This window comes from Pseudomonas sp. SWRI81 (assembly GCF_014268545.1).
Classification (GTDB): domain Bacteria; phylum Pseudomonadota; class Gammaproteobacteria; order Pseudomonadales; family Pseudomonadaceae; genus Aquipseudomonas; species Aquipseudomonas hamedanensis.
The window spans coordinates 1-22,360 of sequence record NZ_JABWQS010000011.1 but is presented as its reverse complement, the minus strand read 5'-3'; the positions used below and the strand labels follow the sequence as shown (position 1 = coordinate 22,360).

At 60.3% G+C, this 22,360-nt stretch carries 20 protein-coding genes, 1 tRNA gene and 1 pseudogene; 13 read left to right on the top strand and 9 right to left on the bottom strand.

The window, feature by feature from the left end; all coding sequences use genetic code 11:
- Window positions 1-119 precede the first annotated feature (119 nt).
- Window positions 120-1,370, bottom strand: coding sequence for an MFS transporter (locus HU765_RS09630; RefSeq protein WP_186620175.1), 1,251 nt, complete (start codon window positions 1,368-1,370; stop codon window positions 120-122).
- A gap of 99 nt (window positions 1,371-1,469) precedes the next feature.
- Between HU765_RS09630 and HU765_RS09625 the strand changes: the two genes are divergently transcribed.
- Window positions 1,470-2,441 carry an AraC family transcriptional regulator gene (locus HU765_RS09625; RefSeq protein WP_186620173.1) on the top strand — a complete coding sequence of 324 codons (972 nt, stop codon included), beginning with the start codon at window positions 1,470-1,472 and terminating at the stop codon, window positions 2,439-2,441.
- Between the two features lie 188 nt (window positions 2,442-2,629).
- Here HU765_RS09625 and HU765_RS09620 read toward each other — a convergent pair whose 3' ends face one another.
- Both HU765_RS09620 and HU765_RS09615 read right to left on the bottom strand, forming a co-directional pair.
- Complete coding sequence (locus HU765_RS09620) at window positions 2,630-3,529, bottom strand: alpha/beta hydrolase (protein WP_186619910.1); 900 nt, start codon at window positions 3,527-3,529, stop codon at window positions 2,630-2,632.
- Window positions 3,530-4,065: 536 nt separating this feature from the next.
- Window positions 4,066-4,153, bottom strand: a tRNA-Ser gene (locus HU765_RS09615).
- A gap of 123 nt (window positions 4,154-4,276) precedes the next feature.
- Between HU765_RS09615 and HU765_RS09610 the strand changes: the two genes are divergently transcribed.
- Window positions 4,277-4,948 carry a Bax inhibitor-1/YccA family protein gene (locus HU765_RS09610; protein WP_042609827.1) on the top strand — a complete coding sequence of 224 codons (672 nt, stop codon included), beginning with the start codon at window positions 4,277-4,279 and terminating at the stop codon, window positions 4,946-4,948.
- A 69-nt stretch (window positions 4,949-5,017) separates the two neighbouring features.
- On the opposite strand, the gene HU765_RS09605 is transcribed toward HU765_RS09610, so the two are convergent.
- The gene (locus HU765_RS09605) at window positions 5,018-5,455 is read right to left on the bottom strand and encodes an Lrp/AsnC family transcriptional regulator (RefSeq protein WP_007915449.1); all 438 of its coding nucleotides are present in this window, start codon (window positions 5,453-5,455) and stop codon (window positions 5,018-5,020) included.
- Between the two features lie 148 nt (window positions 5,456-5,603).
- Between HU765_RS09605 and HU765_RS09600 the strand changes: the two genes are divergently transcribed.
- The gene (locus tag HU765_RS09600) at window positions 5,604-6,497 is read left to right on the top strand and encodes a DMT family transporter (protein ID WP_186619909.1); all 894 of its coding nucleotides are present in this window, start codon (window positions 5,604-5,606) and stop codon (window positions 6,495-6,497) included.
- Window positions 6,498-6,500: 3 nt separating this feature from the next.
- Here HU765_RS09600 and HU765_RS09595 read toward each other — a convergent pair whose 3' ends face one another.
- From HU765_RS09595 to HU765_RS09580, 4 genes are all read right to left on the bottom strand, one after another.
- Entirely contained in the window at window positions 6,501-7,517 is a 1,017-nt protein-coding gene (locus tag HU765_RS09595) for an FUSC family protein (protein ID WP_238344678.1), read from the bottom strand.
- Between the two features lie 84 nt (window positions 7,518-7,601).
- Window positions 7,602-8,561: a biotin/lipoyl-binding protein gene (locus HU765_RS09590; RefSeq protein ID WP_186551375.1), complete on the bottom strand. Its 960-nt coding sequence runs from the start codon at window positions 8,559-8,561 to the stop codon at window positions 7,602-7,604.
- A gap of 3 nt (window positions 8,562-8,564) precedes the next feature.
- Window positions 8,565-8,930, bottom strand: coding sequence for a DUF3302 domain-containing protein (locus HU765_RS09585; protein WP_186551376.1), 366 nt, complete (start codon window positions 8,928-8,930; stop codon window positions 8,565-8,567).
- A 103-nt stretch (window positions 8,931-9,033) separates the two neighbouring features.
- Window positions 9,034-10,659, bottom strand: coding sequence for an NADP-dependent glyceraldehyde-3-phosphate dehydrogenase (locus tag HU765_RS09580; protein ID WP_186619908.1), 1,626 nt, complete (start codon window positions 10,657-10,659; stop codon window positions 9,034-9,036).
- Window positions 10,660-11,363: 704 nt separating this feature from the next.
- Between HU765_RS09580 and HU765_RS27015 the strand changes: the two are divergent.
- The 10 genes and pseudogenes from HU765_RS27015 to HU765_RS09530 all read left to right on the top strand — a co-directional run.
- Window positions 11,364-11,693 (top strand): annotated as a pseudogene (locus HU765_RS27015) (transposase); the annotation flags it as partial.
- 56 nt (window positions 11,694-11,749) lie between these two features.
- The gene (locus HU765_RS09570; protein WP_186619905.1) at window positions 11,750-13,348 is read left to right on the top strand and encodes a ShlB/FhaC/HecB family hemolysin secretion/activation protein; all 1,599 of its coding nucleotides are present in this window, start codon (window positions 11,750-11,752) and stop codon (window positions 13,346-13,348) included.
- 12 nt (window positions 13,349-13,360) lie between these two features.
- On the top strand, window positions 13,361-15,160 hold the full coding sequence (locus tag HU765_RS09565; protein ID WP_186619904.1) for a MotA/TolQ/ExbB proton channel family protein: 1,800 nt from the start codon (window positions 13,361-13,363) through the stop codon (window positions 15,158-15,160).
- An 11-nt stretch (window positions 15,161-15,171) separates the two neighbouring features.
- Window positions 15,172-15,597: a biopolymer transporter ExbD gene (locus HU765_RS09560; RefSeq protein WP_186551381.1), complete on the top strand. Its 426-nt coding sequence runs from the start codon at window positions 15,172-15,174 to the stop codon at window positions 15,595-15,597.
- Between the two features lie 3 nt (window positions 15,598-15,600).
- The gene (locus tag HU765_RS09555; protein ID WP_186619903.1) at window positions 15,601-16,305 is read left to right on the top strand and encodes an energy transducer TonB; all 705 of its coding nucleotides are present in this window, start codon (window positions 15,601-15,603) and stop codon (window positions 16,303-16,305) included.
- 38 nt (window positions 16,306-16,343) lie between these two features.
- Window positions 16,344-18,041 (top strand): putative porin, encoded by a 1,698-nt coding sequence (locus HU765_RS09550; protein ID WP_186619902.1) that lies wholly within the window; start codon window positions 16,344-16,346, stop codon window positions 18,039-18,041.
- Window positions 18,042-18,056: 15 nt separating this feature from the next.
- Window positions 18,057-18,686, top strand: coding sequence for a DNA repair protein (locus tag HU765_RS09545; protein ID WP_186619901.1), 630 nt, complete (start codon window positions 18,057-18,059; stop codon window positions 18,684-18,686).
- A 17-nt stretch (window positions 18,687-18,703) separates the two neighbouring features.
- Complete coding sequence (locus HU765_RS09540) at window positions 18,704-19,174, top strand: YbjN domain-containing protein (protein WP_186551385.1); 471 nt, start codon at window positions 18,704-18,706, stop codon at window positions 19,172-19,174.
- A complete protein-coding gene (locus tag HU765_RS09535; RefSeq protein ID WP_186619900.1) occupies window positions 19,171-20,118 on the top strand; it encodes a peptidylprolyl isomerase in 948 nt (315 codons plus the stop codon). The genes HU765_RS09540 and HU765_RS09535 overlap by 4 nt, the downstream gene beginning before the upstream one ends.
- Window positions 20,119-20,277: 159 nt before the next feature.
- Window positions 20,278-21,258 carry a LysR family transcriptional regulator gene (locus tag HU765_RS09530; RefSeq protein ID WP_186619898.1) on the top strand — a complete coding sequence of 327 codons (981 nt, stop codon included), beginning with the start codon at window positions 20,278-20,280 and terminating at the stop codon, window positions 21,256-21,258.
- Window positions 21,259-21,464: 206 nt separating this feature from the next.
- On the opposite strand, the gene HU765_RS09525 is transcribed toward HU765_RS09530, so the two are convergent.
- Window positions 21,465-22,130, bottom strand: a complete 666-nt coding sequence (locus tag HU765_RS09525) for an Ig-like domain-containing protein (RefSeq protein WP_186619897.1) — start codon at window positions 22,128-22,130, stop codon at window positions 21,465-21,467.
- Window positions 22,131-22,360: the final 230 nt, after the last annotated feature.

Sequence of the window (22,360 nt, the reverse complement as noted above, 5' to 3'; positions counted from 1 at the left end):
GCACCGTTAACCTGGCCAGCAATCGGCGAGGTGAAAGCAAGGGCGATGGGTTTCATCGTTGCGCGCGCTTTCGGCCATAAGCTGCCATTCGCTGACCCCGAACAAGTCACCATACAGTCTTATAGATGCAGAACCGGGGCCCCCCCTGCGCCGTGCCTTGGCGCTTCGACCTTGACTCGCATCCCGATCAACAGCGCTGCGAGCAGCATCAGGATGCCAGCGGCGACAAATACGCCGGCGATGCCACTGACACTGAACATAGCGCCCCCGGCAGCAGCACCCGCAGCGATCGCAGACTGCACCGAGGCCACTACCATTCCTCCCGCACTTTCCGCCTGATCTGGCACCGACCGGGCTACCCAGTTTGACCACGCCACTGGTACACCGCCGAAAGCCATGCCCCAGAGTGCCAACAACAACGCCTGACACGGCACAGAAGCAGGCAGCAACACCAGGGCTAATGCTGCAACACCGACCAGCGCAGGCATCATTACCATCGTCCCGCGCGGGCTGCGTTCAAGTAGCCAGCCAGCCAGCAGCGTGCCGACGAAATTAGCCGCGCCGAAACCCAGCAGCATCAACGCCAACCCTTCTGCCCCTACGCCGGTTGTGCTTTCCAGAAACGGCCGGATGTAGGTGAACAACGCGAAGTGCCCTGTGTGCACCAGCACGCAACCCAGCATGCCCACGGCAATGCCCGGACGCAGCAGCACTTCAAGCACCGTTCTCAACCGCGCCGTCCTGCGCGGTGCCAAAGGCGGCAGCGTGAAAAGCTGAAAAACCAGCGTCACTACCCCGACGGCGGCGGCGGCCACAAAAGCACTGCGCCAGCCATACAGCCCGCCCAGATAGCTGCCGAGCGGCACCGCCACCACAGTGCCCACTGCAATACCGCTGAAAATAATCGACAGGGCTCGTGGCAGCAGCGCCGCCGGCACCAGGCGCATCGCCACTGCCGCCGCCATGCTCCAGAAGCCGCCCAGTGCGATGCCCAGCAAAATCCGCATGATCAACAGCACCATCAGGCTGGAGGAGAAAGCCACCAGCAAGTTAGAGGCAATCATCAGCGTGGAAAAACACAGCAATACCACTCGCCGGTCGATCCCTCGCGTCAAGCCTGGCACCAGTAGTCCGGAGAACAGAGCCACTACCGCCGTCACTGTCACCGCCTGCCCCGCCAAGGCCTCCGACACCCCCAATTCAACGGCCATCGGCGTCAGCAAGCTGGCCGGAAGGTACTCCGCCGTCAACAATCCAAACACGCCCATCGCCAGCGAGAATACCGCCATCCAGGCCGGCATCGCTGGCTCGACATCAGTCTCATTGCCAAAGCGCGCATCAGCTACAACGTCACACACCCCATTACTCATCATTAAATACCTCTGGAAATTATCTCAACCAGAAGTCTATGGACGCAGACCAGGATGTTCTATGATGCAAAGTCTTTAGTTTTTGACCGAAACCCCGAAATGACACCTCTAAATCAGTTCGCCTTATCGTCCGATCTCATCAGCGAACTATTACGCGGTATGCGCCTGCGGGGCGTCGAGTACCATCGCATCCAGGCCGGACCCTCCTTCGGGCTGGGTTTTGCTGCCAAACCGGGACACGCTTACTTCCACTTCCTCGCCGCCGGCACAGCCGTCCTGCGTGCGCAGAACGGCTCTTTGTACGAGTTGTCGGCCGGCAACGCCGTGTTCATCGCCCAGGGTGAAGCCCATCAGCTTCTCTCAAGCCAGGACGTACCCGCCCATGACATCGGCAGCTTCGACGCGGCCCCACTCAGCGAGGCGGTCTGCGCGGTGGATGCTTCTCCTGGTGCCGAAGTCAGCCCCAGCACCCTTATCTTTAGCGGCTGCATGGAGTTCGAACTCGGAAGCATGCAAGGCCTCGGCGGGTTGATGCCAGATCTGATGCTGATTGATGCCAGGGGGCAGCGTTACCCTGGGCTTATGCCAATTCTCGCGACCATGGAGCACGAAGTTCGCTCCGCACGCATCGGCTTCGCAGGCATCCTCGCTCGTCTCGCCGACGTAGTGGCAGCGATGATCGTCCGTGGCTGGGTTGAATGCGCCTGCGGCAACGCCTCTGGCCTGGTGGCCGCGTTACGAGACCCCAGGCTGGCCCGCGCGCTCCTGGCCTTGCATCGGGAGCCGGCGCGTGACTGGACGGTAGCGGGACTGGCTGCGCAATGTAACACCTCTCGCTCGGTCTTCGCGGAACGCTTCCAGGCCACTATCGGCATCCCCCCGCTGCGCTATGTGACTGAACTGCGGATGCGCCTCGCCAATCAATGGCTAAGTCTCGAGCGACTGCCTATTGAGGCCGTGGCGCAGCGCCTGGGCTACACCTCTCAGGCAGCCTTCAGCCGCGCCTTCAAGCGCATCACCGGACAGCCACCCGGCGCCAGCCGGCAAATGGCTCGTTCTATGGCACCCTGAAGAACGACGACGTGGAGTGTGCATAGACACTTGTATCGATCTGGTAATCCCCGATGTGTAGAAAAGGGGACTGATTTATTTTCTGAGAAATGAATCTGAGAAATAAATCAGTCCCCTTTTGTTTTAGAGCGGCAACGAATCCTGTGCCCTTTAACGCTGATTCATCGCTCTAGATACCCCACCGTCGCTCACCGGTTCAGGAACTTGATGACAGCACTGGCGAACAGTTCTGGCTGATCAAGCATGATGAAGTGAAAACTGCCGTCAATGCGCCTGAAGCTGATATTTGGGGTCGAGGCATAAGCGTTATGGAACATTGCATCAATGTGGGATGCCTCTACGCCGTAAAGCAGGTCGTAGGCATAGACGACCTCGACAGGCACCTTGATGCGTTCAAGCTCAGGCCGGAGATCGGTGACCATCAGTTCATACATGGCATCGGCCATCGTCTTTCGGTCCGAGTTCATCCCAGCTGCGACCAGGCCTGGCCTGACCGCTTCAGTTTTAGCGAGACGGGCGATGGCGGCCTGCTGCATGGCGTGCGCCTGCTCAGGCGTTGCCGCCAACATTGCATCGCGCATCGCAGCAGCATGCGGGGTCGCCGTTTCACTGGTCGCGGAGGGGTAGAAGAGCAACGTATAGAAGGGCATCGCATCGACAATCATCAGGCGTCCCACTTGATCGGGATGACGCGCACCCAGCATCAGTGCCACCTCACCACCCAACGAATGACCGATGACCACCGGCGCCTCGATGCGCTGGCTGCGGATGTATTCAGCGATCGCCTCGACCGTCGGCGCGACGACTCTCCCGTCTGGATTGGATACGGCAGGCGAGCCGGCAAAGCCAGCTACCTGCACGAGATGGAGACGGTGGCTATGCCGTAATCTGGAGGCCAAATCAGCCCAGACTTCGTAGGACGACGCAAATCCTGGAATTAAGATGATATCTGTTCCCGAGCCTTGTACCAGCACTGAGATACCACGCTGGTTGACAGTGACTGGCGGCAGGGTTGCAGGCTGGGCTGGCGATGCAGGCAACAGCGCCAAAGTGGTGCCAATCCCGGCAAGAGTCACGCCTGCACGCATGGCGTTCCCCTTTTCGCGCAATGCGACGTGACATTTACAGTGTCACGGTCGCCGATTTCACCGACGGGCAGGCCGCTTAGCGGGTTCATAGCCATTCCTTTGACCGAAAAAGTATTACCACTATACGGCGCACAAAGGCATCAGGAAACTCTCTCCGCCGGCAATCCTTGGCGTCCGCTTCGGGTCGAAAGCTGCCCATTTTTGAAAGCCAGCGCCTATCGAATGTGGGAGCGGGCTTGCTCGCGAAAGCGGCGTGTCAGGCGAGACAATTATCGACTGACACGCCGCTTTCGCGAGCAAGCCCGCTCCCACAGGTAGATCTTTGGCAGTTTCAGAAATCAGCGTTTTCCGGAGTTAATGCAACCAATGCGCTTTGCCTGGATTGATTTGATCAGCGCCAACGTAACGGTGTCAGCAGGGCAGGGTGGCGGGAATGGCTGAGAAGATGCGGATGCGATCTACGTGAGGGGAGCCGGTTTTTCTGAATGCCAGAAACGACAAAGCCCTGAATAATCAGGGCTTTGTCGGTACAAATATGGCGGAGGCGATGGGATTCGAACTCATGGACCTGTTACAGTCGACGGTTTTCAAGACCGTTGCCTTAAACCACTCGGCCACACCTCCGTTTGCGTTGCGGGCGCCATAATACCTGAATGAAACACACTGTCAAACTCTCTGCATGGCTTGTTACAGAGCGTCTGTTATGATCTTTGCATCTGAACGTTTCCAACCAACAGGAGTGTCGCCATGCGCGAACAGGATTACGCAGTTAATAACAGCGTGCAGGCTGAGCAGCTAGAGGTTAGCCGCGTCCTGCGCAACACTTACGGCTTGCTGGCTCTGACCCTCGCATTCAGCGGCGTGATGGCTTTCGTGGCGCAGCAGATGCGTGTCGGCTACCCGAATATCTTCGTGGTGCTGATCGGCTTCTACGGGCTGTTCTTCCTCACCAACAAACTCCGTGACTCCGCGTGGGGCCTGGTGTCGGCGTTTGCGCTGACCGGTTTCATGGGCTTCCTGCTCGGTCCGATCCTCAACCGTTACCTGGGTATGCAGGGCGGCGCCGAAGTGGTCAGCTCGGCGTTCGCCATGACCGCACTGGTATTCGGTGGTCTGTCGGCCTACGTGCTGATCTCCCGCAAGGACATGAGTTTCCTCAGCGGCTTCATCACCGCCGGGTTCTTCGTGTTGCTGGGCGCGGTCGTCGCAAGCTTCTTCTTCCAGATCAGCGGTTTGCAACTGGCGATCAGCGCCGGTTTCGTGCTGTTCTCGTCGGTCTGCATTCTGTTCCAGACCAGCGCGATCATCCACGGCGGCGAACGCAACTACATCATGGCGACCATCAGCCTGTATGTATCGATCTACAACCTGTTCGTCAGCCTTCTGCAACTGTTTGGCATCATGAGCCGCGACGACTGATCGCAGCCACGCAACAACGGAAAAACCCGCTTCGGCGGGTTTTTTCTTGTCCGCAATAAAGTGCCCCGGCTACGCCATTGGCGGTAAACGACGTTTGACCGGGGTTTTCTTGACGATCGCGGTGTTGGTTTCCGCCAGGGTATTGAGGCGGTCGAGGAGGGTGTCGAGCTGTTCCATCGAACGCACATGCAGGCGCGCGATGAAGCAATCTTCGCCGGTGACCTTGTCGCATTCGGTAAATTCGGGGATCGACAGGATCTGCCGTTCGACCTCCTGCAACTGCCCCGGCAGTGGCCGCACGCGGACGATTGCCTGCAATTGATAGCCGAAGCACTTTGGATCGATCTCCACCGTGTAGCCCTTGAGCACGCCGCGCTCTTCCAGACGGCGCAAGCGTTCGGCAACGCTGGGCGAAGACAAACCGCTTATCTGCGCCAACGCCTTGAGCGAGCGCCGCGAGTCTTCCATCAGGGCGCTGATCAGGATCTGGTCAATGTCATCGGTCATGAGCAACTCCGGCATTAGGCGTTTGGTGAAAAACACCCGCGATAAAAAAGGTGAAGCGCAAGTTTAGCCTTGTTTATGCGCTGGAGAAGCCCGGCGCGCGCCGGGCATACTTTTGCCATGCTTTCGCCACAGACTCAGGAGATAAAAGATGGACAAGACAATCCGTCGCGGTTCGCTGGAAATGACCGCTGCCATGCTGATATCCGGAACGATCGGCTGGTTTGTGCTGGTCTCCGGGCAACCGGTACTCGACGTGGTGTTCTGGCGTTGCGTGTTCGGCGCCGGCACGTTGTTGCTGATTTGCGCGGCGTTCGGCTTTCTGCGCCCGGGCATTCTGACCCGTACCACGTTTCTGCTGGCGGTGCTCAGCGGCATGGCGATTGTCGGCAACTGGGTGTTGTTGTTTGCCTCGTACTCCAAAGCCTCTATCGCGATCGGTACGGCGGTCTACAACGTACAGCCGTTTATGCTGGTAGGGCTGGCGGCGCTGTTTCTGGGCGAAAAAATCACTCTGCAGAAGCTGTTCTGGCTGGCGATTTCGTTCATGGGCATGCTGGCGATTGTCAGCGCTCACGGTACTCAAGGTGAGAGCGGCAACGATTATCTGACGGGTATCGCCTTGGCATTGGGCGCGGCGCTGCTCTATGCGATTGCGGCGCTGATCATCAAGCGCCTGACGGGCACGCCGCCTCATCTGATTGCACTGATTCAGGTATGCACCGGGGTGCTGTTGCTGGCGCCGTTTGCGCATTTCAGCGCATTGCCGCAAGCGCCGAGTGCCTGGGCCAGTCTGATCACGCTGGGGATCGTGCACACCGGCCTGATGTATGTCTTGCTCTACGGCGCGATTCAGAAATTGCCAACCGCGTTGACCGGCGCGTTGTCATTCATCTACCCGATTGCAGCGATCTTTGTTGACTGGTTCGCTTTCGGTCATCGCCTCGAAACCCTGCAATGGCTCGGCGTCGCCGCGATTCTGCTGGCCGCGGCGGGTATGCAACAGGGCTGGGGCCTGAAGACGCGGCGCCTGGCTGCGCAATGACGGTCAGATGTTCCAGCGCGGTGCGGTCACGGCCAGGCGCTGGCGCAGTTCGCTGACATTGGCTGCCAATTGGAGGGTCAGTAACCGGTAACCGTCCAGCGTGTTGTTAACCGGTGCATCCAGATGGACCTGCGGCAGTTCCACAGGCCGGTCCAGGCGCTGGGTCGCGCCGCTTTTCAAGGCGCGGGCCATGCCGATCAGTTGCACGCGAATCTGCCGATGCTCGGCCTTCAACGCGGTTTGCAAATGGGCCATGGCGTGCGCATCGCTGGCGTTCGGGCGGATGTTGCCGAGAATCTCCAGGGTGCTGATGCACATGCGCAGGTTGCGCTGGATCGCATCGAGTTCGGTCATGGAAATTTTCACTTCCTTGGACACTGACGGCATCAGCGAGCGCAGTTGCACCATCACCGCGCCGAGGCGGCTCATCAGCTTCACGTGCTCGTCGGCACTGACCGGTTGGCCGCTGATGATGCGCCCGTACACCGTGGCGCAGTCGCGCAAGGCATCAGCGAGGTTGTAGCGCCACGAGTACACCGCATACAGCGGCAAGGCAAACGAGAAGGCGAGGGCGAGGGCGATGCCGATCAGGATATCGACGCCGCGCCACAAACCATCGGTGATCGGGTTGTCACCGTGTCCGGCCACGATAAACACGGTAATGGCTGAAAGCAGCGCGGTATAGCCGCCCTTGCCGATGGCGTGATAGGAAAAGAACCCGCAGACCACAGCCATCGAGAAATAGGTCAGCCAGGGCATGCCGAGCCACGCGTGCTGGGCTACCAGAGCCAACCCGACTCCGGCACCGATCAACGTGCCGATGGCTCGCTCGGCGGCTTTTTTGCCGATATTGCCGTGATGCTGCAAGCCGCCGATCACCACCAGCATCGTCACCGAAGCCCATTCGCCGTGGGGCAGGTTGATGCCGGTGGTCAACAGAATCGTCGCCAGCAACCCCAGCGCTACCCGCACCGCATGAATCAGACGGGCGTGGCGATAACGCCGAAACGGATCGAGCAACGGCCGCAAGACGCGGCGTAAAAACGGTGGCAGTCGATGGGTGCGGAAAGTGCTCAGTGCGAACCTCGCTTTTCAAACCTGCAATCAATGGAAAGGGAAAATGTAATTCATCCATGCCGACATGCGCAGCAGGATTTTGCGCATCGCGCCGATGTGATGAAAGTGTTGGCTGTACAGCGCCGCCTGCCCGTAAGCGCCTCCCGGCATGAGTTGGCTGTATTGGGCGAAGTTGGGGTCGGTGATTTCGATGATCACCGGCACCCGCCCGGCCGGCGGGGAACCGGTATAACCGATCAGCGTGCCGGAAGGCTGCACCTGGCCTTCGGCGATCACCCCAATGACATTTTTTACTCGACCGGCGAAGACCTTGCCGGGAATGCCATCGAACGCGACCTCGGCTTCATCGCCGACGGTCAGGCGCAACAGGCTGTTCTGGCGCATCCACGCAGCGAAATACTGGCCTTCCTGCGGAATAAACACCATCGAGGGGCGCAACGGCAGCTTGCTCGCCATCATGCCCGGGCGCAGCGACACATGGGTCACGAAGCCCTTGCTCGGCGCGCGCACCACGGTGTTGTCCAGTTCGAACTGGGCGTTGGCCAACTGCGCCTGGAGGTCGTCGGTGCGAGCGATCGCCGCGTCCAGTTCACGTTGCGTGCCGAAGTTGCGGCGAATCAGTTCGGTGATGCGATAACGATCACCTTTGGCCGCGATCAATTGTGCCTTGAGCGATTTCACCCGGTTTTCGAAAGGCGTCGGGTCGATGCGAAACAGCACATCACCTTTTTCCAGGGGTTCGTTGCCTTGTACCGGCACCTCGATGACCTGGCCGCTGATAATCGGAATCACCGGCACCGAGACGAAATACGAGCGCGCCACCTCAGAGTACGGGTGGTTGTAGTTCATCGTAAAAATCAGCGCGCCGACCAGCACAATGCCACCGAGCACCGCCGTGGGCACGGTCCATTTGTTCAGCGGAATGCGAAAAATCTTGAACAGTGCGACACAGAAAGCGGCATAGGTCAGGACAAGGAGAAGATCCATGGTTCAGATCCCCTCGCCGTGTGGACGGGCGGGCGGTTCAGTTCCGGGAGAGCGGGTTTCCAGTTGCTCCAGCCGGGTTTGCAGTTGCAGCACTTGCTGTTCCAGGCGCAGCACATGACTTTGAACCGACTTGCCGTCGCCAAAGCCCCAGCCGCGATCTTCCCGATAGGCCATCGCCCAGATCCACAGGAACGGCCAGAGCGCATGCAAGGTGAACAGACTGACCCAGCCGGTGGCATGGATCGCATCCTGATGCGGATGCTTGCGGTGAACGGCGATCTCGTACGGAATGTCATGCAACACGATGATCCCGTAAAACAGCACGAGACCGACGAACACCAACAAACCCAACGCGAAGTAGTCGAGCATCATCGCCTCCCGGCATCCAGCAGTGCTGGCCTCAGTGTAGACACTGGTTTTACCGGGAGCGGGGTGTTTCAGGCGGGAATTTTCAATCCTGCCGATTTGCCGGTCAGAAGATGTAGTCGGTGGTCAGGAAGCTCGAATCGCGCCCGCGAATGATCTCGCTGATCAGGTCCTTGTTGCTCTCCTGGAATTTCGTCGCCACCAGCGTACGGATTGAAAACACGCGCAACGCATCGTGCACCGAGAGCGTACCTTCGGCGGAGTTCTTGCGGCCGTTGAACGGGTAGGTGTCGGGGCCGCGCTGGCACTGCGCGTTGAGGTTGATTCGTCCGACCTGATTGGCAAAGGTGTCGACCAGACGGCCGACGGCCACCGGGTTGGTGCCGAAGATACTCAGCTGTTGACCGAAGTCCGACTCCAGCACGTAATCAATCACGGTATCGAGGTGACGGTACGGCACGATCGGCACCACCGGGCCGAACTGCTCTTCCTGGTAGACGCGCATCTGCGGCGTGACCGGATAGAGCACTGCCGGGTAGAAGAACGAAGCCCGGGATGCGCCGCCATTCGGGTTGACCACCTGCGCACCCTTGCTTTGCGCGTCGGCGACCAGCGCGTGCAGGTAATCGACCTTGCCCGATTCCGGCAGCGGCGTCAGCGACACACCGCTGTCCCATGGCATGCCCGGTTTCAGCGTGGCCAGGCGGGCGTTGAATTTTTCGATGAAGTGATCGACCACGTCTTCATGAACAAAGAGGATTTTCAGCGCGGTGCAGCGCTGGCCGTTGAACGATAACGAACCGGTCACCGCTTCGCTGACCGCGTTATCCAGATCGACCTCCGGCAGCACGATGCCTGGGTTCTTCGCGTCCAGGCCAAGGGCGGCGCGCAAACGGTGCGGTTTTGGGTGAAGTTTTTTCAGGTCGCTGGCGGCCTTGTTGGTGCCAATGAAGGCGAAGATGTCGATCTTGCCGCTGGCCATCAGCGCGCTGACGGTCTCGCGGCCACTGCCGTAGATCACGTTGATCACGCCGGTGGGGAAGCTGTCGCGGAACGCTTCGAGCAGCGGGCGAATCAGCAAAACGCCGAGCTTGGCCGGTTTGAACACCACGGTGTTGCCCATGATCAGCGCCGGGATCAGCGTGGTGAACGTCTCGTTCAGCGGATAGTTGTAAGGGCCCATGCACAGGGCGACGCCGAGCGGCACGCGGCGGATCTGGCCGAGGGTGTCCTGTTCCAGTTCGAAACGGCTGGAGCGGCGGTCGAGTTCTTTCAGGGCATTAATGGTGTCGACGATGTAATCGCAGGTGCGGTCGAACTCTTTTTCCGAGTCCTTGAGATTTTTGCCGATCTCCCACATCAGCAGCTTTACCACCGCTTCGCGCTGTTCGCGCATACGGGCGAGGAAGGCTTCGACATGCTGGATGCGCTCGGCGACGCGCATGGTTGGCCACAAGCCCTGGCCTCGGTCATAGGCGCGGACGGCGGCGTCGAGGGCAGTCAGGGCGGTGTCGGCATCGAGCAGCGGCGTGCTGCCGAGAATCACTTGTTCGTCGCCGTTGGCGCCTTGCAAATACACCGGGCTGCGCACTTGCGCGAGCGGGCCGTCCCAGCGGCGCAACTCACCATCGACAAGGTATTCGCGTTGCTCGAGCTGCGCATCGAGGCGGTATTTTTCCGGGATGTCGCTGACTGAAGGGAACAGGTTGCCAAGGATGTTTGCTGTGGTCATGTCGCTACCCCGTGTTGATTTGCGCATGTAGATCAAAAAGTCTCTACAGGTTATACGCCTGAATGCCTGTGGATTTAACCCCGCAAATGTCATGTGAATGTCACGCACAGGTGCGGGACAGAAGGGCAGGTGCAACGCCGATCCCACAGATTCATGTTCCTGAGCACAATCCCCGGTTACCGCAAATCCCTGTAGGAGTGAGCCTGCTCGCGATGGCGGCGGCACGTTCAACATCTCGATTGCCTGACCCGGCGCTTTCGCGAGCAGGCTCACTCCCACAGGGTTTTTGCGTGGCGTGTAATGAAGCTTTTATGACAAAAGTTCGGTAGCACATAGCCAGTCCGGTCATGCCTGTGTAACGCGCTTGAGGGGCCCAACGGGGCGCTTTTCACAAGCCGAGGCGGGACGCCGGGAGTGAGGCAGTGGGGACTATGGAACGCTACTCGAAAGTGGGCATGCAGGAGCTTGATCAACGCCTGTCGAAGATCGTCGAAGCCGCGCGCAAGAAGCCGGTTTCGGTGTATCGCTACGGCGCGCCGTGGGTCTGGATCGTCTCGCAGGATGACTGGCAAGGCGCCTTGAAGGAAGTGTCGAGCTACATTCCGCCGGGGCATTCGCTGGTCTTGTTGCGCCCGCAGATCGACGACCTGCTCGACGCCCACCGCGAGCTGCTGCACGACCTCAATGCCGAACCCGGCATGCTCATTCCCGCGCAAACGGTCATGCACATTCTGCTCCTGCAACTGCTGTATTCGGTGCCCAGTGAACAACAACTCTATGAGCAACTGAACTACAACCTGCTGTTTCGCTGGTTCGTCGGCCTGGGCCTGAACCAGAAAGTCTGGAGCTTCAACGCCCTCAGTCGCGACATCGCCACGCTGCTCAACGAGCCGCGGGCGGTGCTGCTCATTCAGAAAATCATCGGCGAAGTGTTCTGTGGTGCCTTGCTGCAAATGCCCGAGTTCTCCTTGAACTTCGCGCTCTTGCACACCTGGCTGGGCAAGCACGCCTGCGCGACAACGATCAGCAATTGACGCAACACACCGGGGCGACAAACGCCAACAGGTCATCGCGAATTTCAGGGGGTAGTGTGGAACGGATTTTCACGTCACGGCTGGCGCTGTGGGGCTGGTTGCTGGTGGCGGCGGGCGCGCAGCCGGCGTTGGCCGAGGAGGGCGCAGAAGCGCCGGCCGCTCCGCGTCTGGTCGACGTCAACGAATACTTCGTGCGCGGCAACACCGTGCTCGATGCGCGGGCCATCGAGGAAGCGGTGTACCCGTTCCTCGGCCCGCAAAAAGCCCTGAGCGACATTGAAGGCGCGCGCGACGCGTTGCAGAAGGCCTATCAGGAACGCGGCTATCAGTCGGTGTTCGTCGAGTTGCCCGAACAGGCTGTGGCCGATGGCATCGTCTACCTGCAAGTCAGCGAAACCAAGGTCGGCCGCGTGCGTGTGGTCGGCGCCAAACACTATTCGCCACTGGACATTCGCGACAACGTGCCGGCGCTGAAGGAGGGCGAGGTACCGGACTTCGCCAAGGTTCAGGGCGAACTGGCGCAGCTCAACAAAACCCCCGGCCGCCAAGTCATGCCGCTGGTGCGCGAAGGTCAGCGCCCCGGCACCATGGATGTCGACCTTCAGGTTGAAGATCAGAACCCGTGGACCGCCAGCGTCGGCCTGAACAACGACTACAGCGCCGACACCGAAAAGCTGCGCACCGTCACCAGCCTCGGTTACAACAACCTCTGGCAACTGGGGCACAGCGTCAACCTGACGTTCTTCACCGCGCCGCAGGAAACCGACAACGCCAAGGTCTGGTCCGGTTCTTATACCGCGCCGTTGAGCGAGCGCTGGAGTGTGCAGTTCTCCGGTTATCAGTCCGACAGCAACGTCGCCACCATCGGCGGCAGCAACGTCCTCGGCAAGGGTCACAGCTACGGCGTCGCAGCGATCTACACGCTGCCCTCAAGCGGCAACTGGTCGAACTCGCTGTCGGCCGGCATCGACTTCAAGGACTTCGACGAGCGCCTGAGCCTGTCCGGCGAAAGCGACAAGGTGCCGCTGCAATACGCACCGTTCACCTTCGCCTACAACGGCTATCGCTACAGCGAAAAGAGCCAGCTCGGCCTCGGCCTGAGCCTGGTCGCGGCCACGCGCAGCGTCTTCGGCTACGGCAGCGACGACGAAGATTTCGACTACAAACGCTACCGCGCCAAGCCGGGTTTCGCCGTGCTCAAGGGCGACACGAATTACACCTGGACCTTCGACAGCGACTGGCAGAGCGCGAGCAAAGCCGCGTTTCAACTGGCCTCCGGTCCACTGGTTTCCAACGAACAATTCTCCGCCGGCGGCGCCACGTCGGTGCGCGGCTATCTGGCCGCCGAACGCACGGCGGACGACGGCTATCTGCTCAGCCAGGAACTGCGCACGCCGTCGCTGGCGAAGTACGCCGGCACCTGGATGCAGGACTGGCGCTTCTACGCCTTCGCCGAGGGCGCGCAACTGTACCTGCGCGACGAACTGCCGGATCAGGACGCCAATTACGCCCTCGCCAGTGTCGGCCTCGGCACCCGCGCCAGCCTCAGCAAATGGCTGTCCGGCAGCCTCGACTGGGGCTATCCGCTACTCGAAGGGCCGAACACCTCGAAACAGGAATCGCGCCTGCACTTCAACCTTCAAGCCACTTTCTAACGGAGCACGTCCATGCAACGCCTCTTCCTTTCGTTGTTGATCTGCCTGGGCTTCGTGCTCCCGGCCACGGCCCAGGCCTGGTGGCAGGACGACTGGCATTACCGCAAACAGATCGCCGTCGACACCACACCGCAAGGCGCCGCGATCAATCAGGCTCTGGGCCGCACCGCGCTGCTGGTGCGCCTGCACACCGGCAACTTCACGTTCGATGGTGTGAAAGAAGACGGCTCGGATCTGCGCTTTGTTGCCGCCGATGACAAAACCGTACTCAACCACCAGATCGAAAGTTTCGATGCGCTGATGGGCATGGCGCTGATCTGGGTCGATGTGCCGAACGTCGAGGGCGGTCAGCGCCAGGACATCTGGATGTACTACGGCAACCAGAAGGCGCCGGCCACCGGCAACGGCCAATTGACCTTCGATCCGAATTACACCGCGCTCTATCACTTCGACGGCGCCACCGGCACGCCGGCCAAAGACACCACCGCCTACGGCAACACCGCACAGAGCGCGACCGGCGCGGCAATTGACGGCGTAGTAGGGCGCGCATTGCAGCTCAGTGGTCAGCCATTGCTGCTGCCGGCCAGTCCCTCGCTGCAACACAACACCGATAGTGCGTTTACGTTCAGTGCCTGGTTGCGTCTGGATCAGGCCAATGGCGAACAATTGATTCTCGCTCGTCGCGAGGGCACGCAAAGTCTGCTGATCGGTGTCAACCAGGGCGTGCCGTTCGTGGAGATCGACGGCCAGCGCGCCGCTGCCACGCAAGCGCTGACTCCGGCGCAATGGCAACACGTCGCCCTGACCGCTCAAGGCTCGAAGGTGACGCTGTACCTCAACGGTCGTGAAAGCGCAGTGTTGGCCCAAGCGATGCCGGCATTCAACTCGGTCATGGCCATCGGCGCCGATCTGCACGAAGGTGCGTTCCAGCCATTCGTGGGCGCCATCGATGAGCTGCGCCTGTCCAAAGTCGCCCGCCCGGCCGCGCTGTTGCTGGCCGATGCGACCTCGCAAGGCGCCGAGTCGAAACTGGTGGCTTACGGTGTCGATGAAGAACAGTCCGGTTTTGGTTTCGGCAGCCTCGGCTTTCTGCTCAACGCCGTGCCAATCGACGCCTGGGTGATCATCGCGGTGCTGGTGCTGATGATGTTCCAGTCGTGGGTCATCATGCTGCGCAAGAACCGCACCCTCGGCCGCGTCACCGCCGCCAATGAAGATTTCCGCGTGCAATTCGCCAAGGTTGGCACGCGCCTGGAGATGTTCGCCGACGACGCGCAACTCGCCCAGCGCTTGCAGCATTCGCCGTTGTGGCGCCTGTATCTGGTGGCGGTGAAAGAGATCCGCACCCGCCGCGAGCAGGGCGCCGACACCTCATCGGTTTCCGGGGCAACCATCGAAGCAATCCGCTGTTCCATGGACGGCGTGCGCACCCGCGAAAACCAGCAACTGAGTTCGAAACTCTCGACCCTGTCCAACGCCATCGCTGGCGGTCCTTATATCGGCCTGCTCGGCACGGTGCTGGGGATCATGGTGGTGTTCCTCGGCACGGCGATGGCCGGCGACGTCAACATCAACGCCATTGCGCCGGGCATGGCGGCTGCGCTGCTCGCGACGGCGATGGGTCTGTTCGTCGCGATCCCCGCGCTGTTTGGTTACAACCGCCTGATCACCCGCAACAAGGAAGTCAGTGCCGACATGCGCATCTTCGTCGACGAGTTCATCACTCGCTTGGCGGAGTTGCACGGCGAGAGCCAGCTCAGTGAGTCGGCGCATGCGCGCGGCCATCACGCCAACCACTCTGTACCGGCCTGAGGAGCACTGACATGGCGTCCGTAAATGCCTCCCACGACGATGAAGAAGATGCCGCCGTCGACAGCATCAACATCACTCCGCTGGTCGATGTGCTGATGGTGGTGCTGGTGATGTTCATTCTTACCGCCACGGCGCAGGTTTCCGGGATTCAGATCAACCTGCCCAAAGCCAGCGCCTCGGTGTCGCTGTCGGAAGCCAAGACCAAGGCGATTTCGGTCAACGACGGCGGCCAGGTGTTTCTCGATGCCTACCCGGTGACGCTCGCCGAGCTGGAAGAGCGCCTGCGCATCGAGAAGGCGCAGAGCCCGGATTTTCCGGTGATCGTGCGCGGTGACGCGACCGTGCAATACCAGAAAGTCATTGAGGTGCTGGACCTGTTGCGCCGGCTGGAACTGTCGCAAGTCGGTCTTGTGACCGGCAAACCGAGCCAGGGCTGAGCCATGACTGCACAACTCCCGATCGAGCCGCCGCCCGTGAAAAAGTCGCCGCTGCGCTTTGCCAAGTGGGGCGCCGGGTTGCTGATCGGCGCGCTCGCCGCGTGGTTCCTCTGGCAGTGGGCCAACGACATGAGCGGTATCCGCCGTGAAGCGCCGAAGGTGCCGACGATCATTCCGCTGCCGCCACCACCGCCTCCGCCGCCGGAGAAACCGCCGGAGCCGGAAACCCCGGTGGAAGAAAAAGTCGTCGAGCCAGAACCGACGCCTGAACCGCAAGAGGTCAAGCCTGAAGAAGAGGCGCCGCCATCGCCGGCGGATGATCTGGCCAACCCGATGCAAATGGACGGCGATGCGCAAAGTGGCAACGACGCGTTCAACATCGGCGCGGGCAAGGGCGGCGGAATGGCCGGTGCTGGCGGCGGGCGTCTGGGTACGGGCACGTACAGCCAGTTTCTGGCGTTCACTTTTCAGCGTCTGCTGCGCGAGAACCCCGACCTGCGCAACCTCGCGTTTTCGCTGCAAGCGGATGTGTGGCTGAGCAGCGTCGGCGAGATCACCCGCGTCGAGCTGATCAAGTCCAGCGGCAATCCGCAAATCGATACCCAGGTGCTGGCCGCGTTACGCGGCGCGCCGGCCCTCAGCGAACGGCCTCCGGCCTCCATTACTTTGCCTGTGCGCTTGTCCCTGCAAGGGCGACGTCCGGGTTAATTCATTTATTCGAGCTTTGGTAAAGGAGTTGTGTGCAGATGATTTCCAACGTGAATCGATTGTCCCTGGCGGTCGGCATGGTCATTGCGACCCTGGTCGGTCAGGCCGTGGCAGCGCCTGCGCCCTCGGAAAACGCCACGATCAATCTGATCCGCTTGCTGGTCGAGCAGGGCATTCTGAAACAGGACAAGGCTGACGCGCTGATCGCTCAGGCGCAGAACGAAGCGGCGCAGGCCAAGCAGGCTGCGGCGTCTACCGCTGTGGCGGCCGGGCCGGTTGCGGCGCCGGGCGATGTGCGTGTGCAATACGTGCCGGCGGCGGTGCGTGACCAGATCCGCGATCAGGTCAAAGCCGAAGTCATGGCCACCGCCAAACAGGAAAACTGGGCGGCGCCCAACAGCTTCCCGGAATGGGCCGCACGCATCAGCTTCGACGGCGACATCCGCCTGCGCGACGAATCGCGTTATTACTCGGGCAACAACAGCAACGAAATCGTCGACTTCGCCAAGCTCAACAACAACGGCCCGTACGACGTGAACCCCAACAGCAGCACCAGCCTGCCGCCGTTGCTCAATACCCGCGAAGACCGCGAAAACCTGTTCCGCCTGCGCGCCCGGCTGGGCATGAAAGCGGTGATATCGCCCGAGTGGACCGCCGGTATCCGCATCGGCACCGGCTCGGACAACAACCCGGTTTCGACCACGCAAAACCTCGGCGGCGGTTTCGCCAAGAAAGACATCTGGCTCGATCAGGGCTATCTGAGCTGGAAGCCGATGGATGAATTGACGCTGACGGGCGGGCGCTTCGCCAACCCGTTCATGTCCACCGACATGCTCTATTCCAACGACTTGAACTTCGACGGTGTGGCCGCGATTTTCGACCACAAGCTCAACCACGATTGGGGCGTGTTCGGCACGGTCGGCGCGTTCCCGGTCGATTACACCAACGACAGCGCCAGCAGCAATGGCTTCGACAAGGAAGAGAGCGACAACAAGTGGCTGTACGGCGCGCAACTCGGCGCGAAATGGGCGATCAACAGCAACAACCGCTTGAAAGGTGCGCTGGCTTACTACCGCTTCGACGACATCCAGGGCCAGCGCTCCAGCCCTTGCGAGCCGTGGGCGGGTGCGCCGGGCTGCGACAGCGACGGCACGCGCGCGGCGTTCATGCAGAAAGGCAACAGCGTGTTCCTGCTGCGTGACATCACGCCGAACCCGCTCAACCCGACCACGACGCCACAACCGCAGTACGTGGGGCTGGCGTCCGAGTTCAACCTGCTCGACCTCAACCTGGTATGGGACGCCGACCTGCCGCAAGACTTCAAGCTGCGCAGCCAGGGCAACTACATCCATAACCTCAGCTACGACGAAGGCGAGATGCGCAAGCGCTCGGCCGGGCAGATCGTCAACAACCTCGACAGCAATGGCGACATCGAAAGCGGCGCCAACGCGTGGATGGTGCAGTTCACCCTCGGCAACGCGCTGGACCTCAAACGCAAGGGCGACTGGAACCTGTTCGCCGGCTACAAGTACATCCAGCCGGACGCCTTGCCGGACGGCTTCAACGACTCGTCATTCCACCTCGGCGGCACCAACGCCAAGGGCTATTTCATGGGCGGCAACTATGGCCTGGCGAAAAACGTTTCGGCCACCGGGCGCTGGATGAGTACCGAGGCGGTGTATGGCGCGCCGTTCGACATCGACGTCTTGCAGCTTGAGATCAACACGCGCTTCTAAGCGCCGGGAGAGGTTATGAAAAACCGCTTGTTAGGGCTCGGACTCGGCCTGTTGATCGCCACCGGGGCGAGCGCCGAAGGCATGGAAGAACGCTTGCGCACGCAATTGCGCAGCACCGCCCAACAGTTGCAGGCCCTGCAAAGCCAGCAGGCCCAGGCCAGCGCCGCGCAATTGGCGGCGCAAAACGAGGCCAAGGCAGCGCAGGCGCAAATCAAACAATTGACGGCCGAACTGGCCAAAGCCAAAGGCCTCGCCGAGCAACTGGCCGGGCAACAACAGAGCCTGCACAGCCAGGCCCAGGCGCAAGTCGCGGCCAGTGCCGAGCAGACCGGCAAGTTCAAAAAGGCCTACGACGAATTGCTGGTCCTCGCTCGCGCCAAAGAGGCCGAGCGCTCGAAGCTGCAAGCGCAACTGGCTGAACGTGACACACAAGTGCAGCAATGTTCAGTCAAGAATCAGCAAATGTATGACGTCGCCAAGCAGATCCTCACGGCCTACGAAAACATTGATGTCGCCGAGGTGATGAAGATCCGCCAGCCCTTCGCCGGCAGCGCCCGGGTCAAATTTGAAGAGCTGGCTCAGGGCTTCGGCGACGAACTCTACAAGACGCAATTCGACGCGCCGCAAGCAGCGCTCGCTCACTGATGAACAAGGAAGCAGTCATGACTCAATTGATCACCCACGTTTCACCGCAATCGCTGACCGATGTGCTGCAAGCTGCCGGTTATCGCGTCAACCCGAGTGAGCAGAACGGCATCGTCCAGTTGCTCAGCGCCAGCCAGGGCATTGGCTACGCCGTGCGTTTCGGTAATGCGGCGGTGGAGCAGGGCAGTTACGTCGATTTCACGTTCAGTTGCGCGCTGCGCGTGCAAGGTGAGTTGCCGCAGGGTGTGGCCGAACAGTGGAACGCCACGCGGCGCTTTGCTCGGTTGTCATTGCAAGGCGAGTTTCTGGTCATGGAAATGGACGTGGTGGTGGCTGCGGGTGTGAGCAACGATCACCTGCGTGGCAATCTGGAGTTGTGGGATCGGCTGTTGCAGGAATTCATCGTTTACCTGCGCGACTTCAGTCAGGCCCCGGCGGCGCAGGCGGCGAAAGTTGTCGTTACTGAAGAAGAGGAAGTGGCGCTGTGAAAAAGCCTGCCATGGTAGTCAGCGCTGCCGCCGTGGCGCTGTTGGTGGTGGCCGTGGCGCTGGTGCTGCGACCTGGAAGTGATCCGGTCGCTGCCCAGCAACCGTCGTCGGCAGCCGCGATTGCGAGCGGGCCAGCGGTGGCACGACTGGGCAATCAACAGGTCTCGCCTGAAGAGTTGCAGGCGTTGCTTGCTGCGGTCCCGCAGCAGACCCGCGAGCAACTGCGCGGCAACCGTGAGGCGCTGGAGCGCTGGATTCGCACACGTCTGGCCGAGAAAGCCGTGTTGGAACAGGCTGACGCGCAGGGCTGGGCACAGCGTCCCGACATCGCCCGGCAGACCCGGGCGGCGACCGAGCAGATCGTGTTTCGTGATTATTTGCGCTCGGTGAGTCAGGTGCCGGCGGAGTACCCGAGTGCGGTCGAGTTGCAGCAGGCGTATGACGCCGGCAAGGCCAACTGGCAGACACCGGCGATGTATCGGGTCAGTCAGATTTTCCTCGGCGTCAGTGATGCTTCGAATGTGGAAACGGTGCGCAAACAAGCGCTTGAGTTGAGCAAGAAAGCCCAGTCAGCACCGGGCGAATTTGCAGCGCTCGCTACGCAATATTCGCAGGATCGCGTGACGGCAGAGCGGGGGGGTGATACCGGCCTGCAACCGTTGCAGCAACTGGTGCCAGAAGTGCGCGGCGCGGTGGCGCGGCTCAAGGTTGGCGCCGTCTCCGATCCCGTACAAAGCACTGCCGGATTCCACATCATCAAACTCACCGAGCAACAACCGGCGCGCACTGCGACGCTGGACGAACTGCGCGACCAACTGACCCAGGCCTTGCGTGCGCAACGTCAGGAACAGATCGCCCAAGCCTACCTCGACGGCATGCTCAACACCGCCACGCTGAGCATCGATGGTGCTGAACTCAACAAAATTCTTGAGGAAAAACCCTGATCCCAGCCCCCACACAAATCCCCCTGTAGGAGTGAGCCTGCTCGCGATAGCAGTGTGTCAGGTTTAGTGATGTCGACTGAAACACCGCTATCGCGAGCAGGCTCACTCCTACAAGGGAATTGCGTAACGACAACCACATAGATCGACAGGGAGTCATCGATGTCATTCACCGAACCCGCAGGACGCGCCAACACCGGCGATTACCGCTCGCCGCCAAACAAACCGGAACCCTGGCTCACCCGGGCCGCGACCATCGACAACGAAGTCGCGCAATACTTCCTGGTCAGCGCCCGCTGCGGCTGTTTCATGCAAGCAGCGCGCAGCCTCAACGTACGCTCGACCCTGTTGCGCAAACAACTGGCGCAACTCGAACAGCAACTGCAACACAGTCTGTTCAGCTTCCAGGGCAGCGCCCTCAGCCTGACCCGCGAAGGCCAGCAACTACAAGCCAAACTGATTGCCCTGGCCCATGAACGCAAACTTCCGGTGGTCGAGCAGCCACTGATTCGCCTGGCCGTCGCCGAATCGATCCTCCACGACATCCTCGGTCGTGACCTCATCGCATTGCTGCGCCGCAACGCCAGCGTGCGCCTGGAGATCATCGCGCTGGACAGCGAACTGTCGCTACGCGCCGTCAGCGCCGACGTCGTCCTCTGGCTGGCTCATGGCGAAACCCCACAACCCGGCCCGACCTTCGCCATCTGTGAACCGCAGCGGTTGGCGCGCCTAGACTATCTGCCGCACATCGCCAAACGTTACAGCCGCGTCACCGCCCGCCCCGAAACCACCGACGACCTCGCTGATTTCATGTTGGTGCAATGGCAGCATGATCGGCAGATCGACAGTTTTCGCCCGTGGAATGAATTGGTCGAACAGCGTCTGGCGGGTGTGGTGCAGATGCAGTCGTATGAGTTGATGCTGGAGATGATTCGCTGCAGCGCGTGCATCGGGTTGTTGCCGGCGTATATGAGCCGGTTTGATCGGGGGTTGATTGCGTTACCGGGGCTGTTCACCGAACCCATGCAGTTACAAGCATGGCTGGCGATCAGTACCGATTCGCAGCACACGCCCGAAGTCCAAATGCTTGCCGACCTCATCCACCATGCCTTTTCCGAGCGCCATGAATGGTTTCAGCCCTGACGCTACTTTTTCCTGTTGGAATTAGCCTGTTAGCAAAAGCGCCTGATCAGCTACCAAAGTTGGCGCTGATCAAGCTAGACAGGGAAATTGCAAGTCCACTCTCATGCTTGTAAGGGAGTTTGCCGCCCAACATAGCCTTTACGCATTGGGGGGGACCCTGCCTGATTACTTCTTTGTCTTATTCGTCCAGGCTTGGAGGAACATTGTTATTTATCCGAAAACGGCTCCGCCACTTCCCAATAGCCCGTTTCCTGCGCTACGCCGAATCCATGGAGCGAGAAAACCAAACCCGAGTTATGAACGCTTTGGTCCACCCAATCAAAGGTGCCCTCGCCGCTGTAAACCTCAGCCTGATCATCATTGGCTATACCTGTCCACGCGGTAGTGCTGGATGGAAAGTATTCGATCCACGGCTGGAAGTAGCAGCGATCCAGGACGGCACGAATTTGCGGCGTCATGCTGGCATAGTCGTATAGTGCGAGATGCTGCATATATTTGGAGTACGTGTTAGGCATTCCGGCATGACCGACAAGCAAATCGTATACGTTTGAAATAGCCACGGAATAGCTGACTTGGGCGTTGCTTTGATCAGTGATCCTGATTGTCGCGGACCCATTGCCCATACCGGTCACTTTACCTTGAGCATCTACAGCAGCGATGCGTGTATTGGATGACGTATATCTGTACGGAGGGATACCCCCGGATGGCTGTCTGACAGCACTGTTTCCGATTGCGTCAACCCCAGTGAAGTTGCGGCAGTAATTACTTCTGACCATTATGCCGTTCAATGTAAGTAACGACGTGTCCACCTGTAAAGCTGCTACCCCTGTGGCTCCGCCCTGGAGAATTTCCTTCTGATTATAAGTCGTCATGGTGATGCCCCTACGTTGTGTTTGACCGGTACTATCAAAGCGCTTTACCGTGAAATGCGCACCTGTCAGATCTGACAGGTGCAGGCGTGAATCCGACGGGCGGTGGGGCTTCGAGGTGTATCTGTCAACACACACGGTGAATGAACGCTAGCCTTCGCGAGCAAGCTCGCTTGTATGGTTAGACTTGAAGGGGTGGTGGGACGAACAGTTCGCATCTGACTGCTGTAACA

Coding starts and splice junctions, on each gene's coding strand:
- HU765_RS09630 (WP_186620175.1), bottom strand. CDS start 1,370: ATGAGTAATGGGGTGTGTGACGTTGTAGCTGATGCGCGCTTTGGCAAT.
- HU765_RS09625 (WP_186620173.1), top strand. CDS start 1,470: ATGACACCTCTAAATCAGTTCGCCTTATCGTCCGATCTCATCAGCGAA.
- HU765_RS09620 (WP_186619910.1), bottom strand. CDS start 3,529: ATGCGTGCAGGCGTGACTCTTGCCGGGATTGGCACCACTTTGGCGCTG.
- HU765_RS09610 (WP_042609827.1), top strand. CDS start 4,277: ATGCGCGAACAGGATTACGCAGTTAATAACAGCGTGCAGGCTGAGCAG.
- HU765_RS09605 (WP_007915449.1), bottom strand. CDS start 5,455: ATGACCGATGACATTGACCAGATCCTGATCAGCGCCCTGATGGAAGAC.
- HU765_RS09600 (WP_186619909.1), top strand. CDS start 5,604: ATGGACAAGACAATCCGTCGCGGTTCGCTGGAAATGACCGCTGCCATG.
- HU765_RS09590 (WP_186551375.1), bottom strand. CDS start 8,561: ATGGATCTTCTCCTTGTCCTGACCTATGCCGCTTTCTGTGTCGCACTG.
- HU765_RS09585 (WP_186551376.1), bottom strand. CDS start 8,930: ATGCTCGACTACTTCGCGTTGGGTTTGTTGGTGTTCGTCGGTCTCGTG.
- HU765_RS09580 (WP_186619908.1), bottom strand. CDS start 10,659: ATGACCACAGCAAACATCCTTGGCAACCTGTTCCCTTCAGTCAGCGAC.
- HU765_RS09565 (WP_186619904.1), top strand. CDS start 13,361: ATGCAACGCCTCTTCCTTTCGTTGTTGATCTGCCTGGGCTTCGTGCTC.
- HU765_RS09560 (WP_186551381.1), top strand. CDS start 15,172: ATGGCGTCCGTAAATGCCTCCCACGACGATGAAGAAGATGCCGCCGTC.
- HU765_RS09555 (WP_186619903.1), top strand. CDS start 15,601: ATGACTGCACAACTCCCGATCGAGCCGCCGCCCGTGAAAAAGTCGCCG.
- HU765_RS09550 (WP_186619902.1), top strand. CDS start 16,344: ATGATTTCCAACGTGAATCGATTGTCCCTGGCGGTCGGCATGGTCATT.
- HU765_RS09545 (WP_186619901.1), top strand. CDS start 18,057: ATGAAAAACCGCTTGTTAGGGCTCGGACTCGGCCTGTTGATCGCCACC.
- HU765_RS09540 (WP_186551385.1), top strand. CDS start 18,704: ATGACTCAATTGATCACCCACGTTTCACCGCAATCGCTGACCGATGTG.
- HU765_RS09530 (WP_186619898.1), top strand. CDS start 20,278: ATGTCATTCACCGAACCCGCAGGACGCGCCAACACCGGCGATTACCGC.
- HU765_RS09525 (WP_186619897.1), bottom strand. CDS start 22,130: ATGACGACTTATAATCAGAAGGAAATTCTCCAGGGCGGAGCCACAGGG.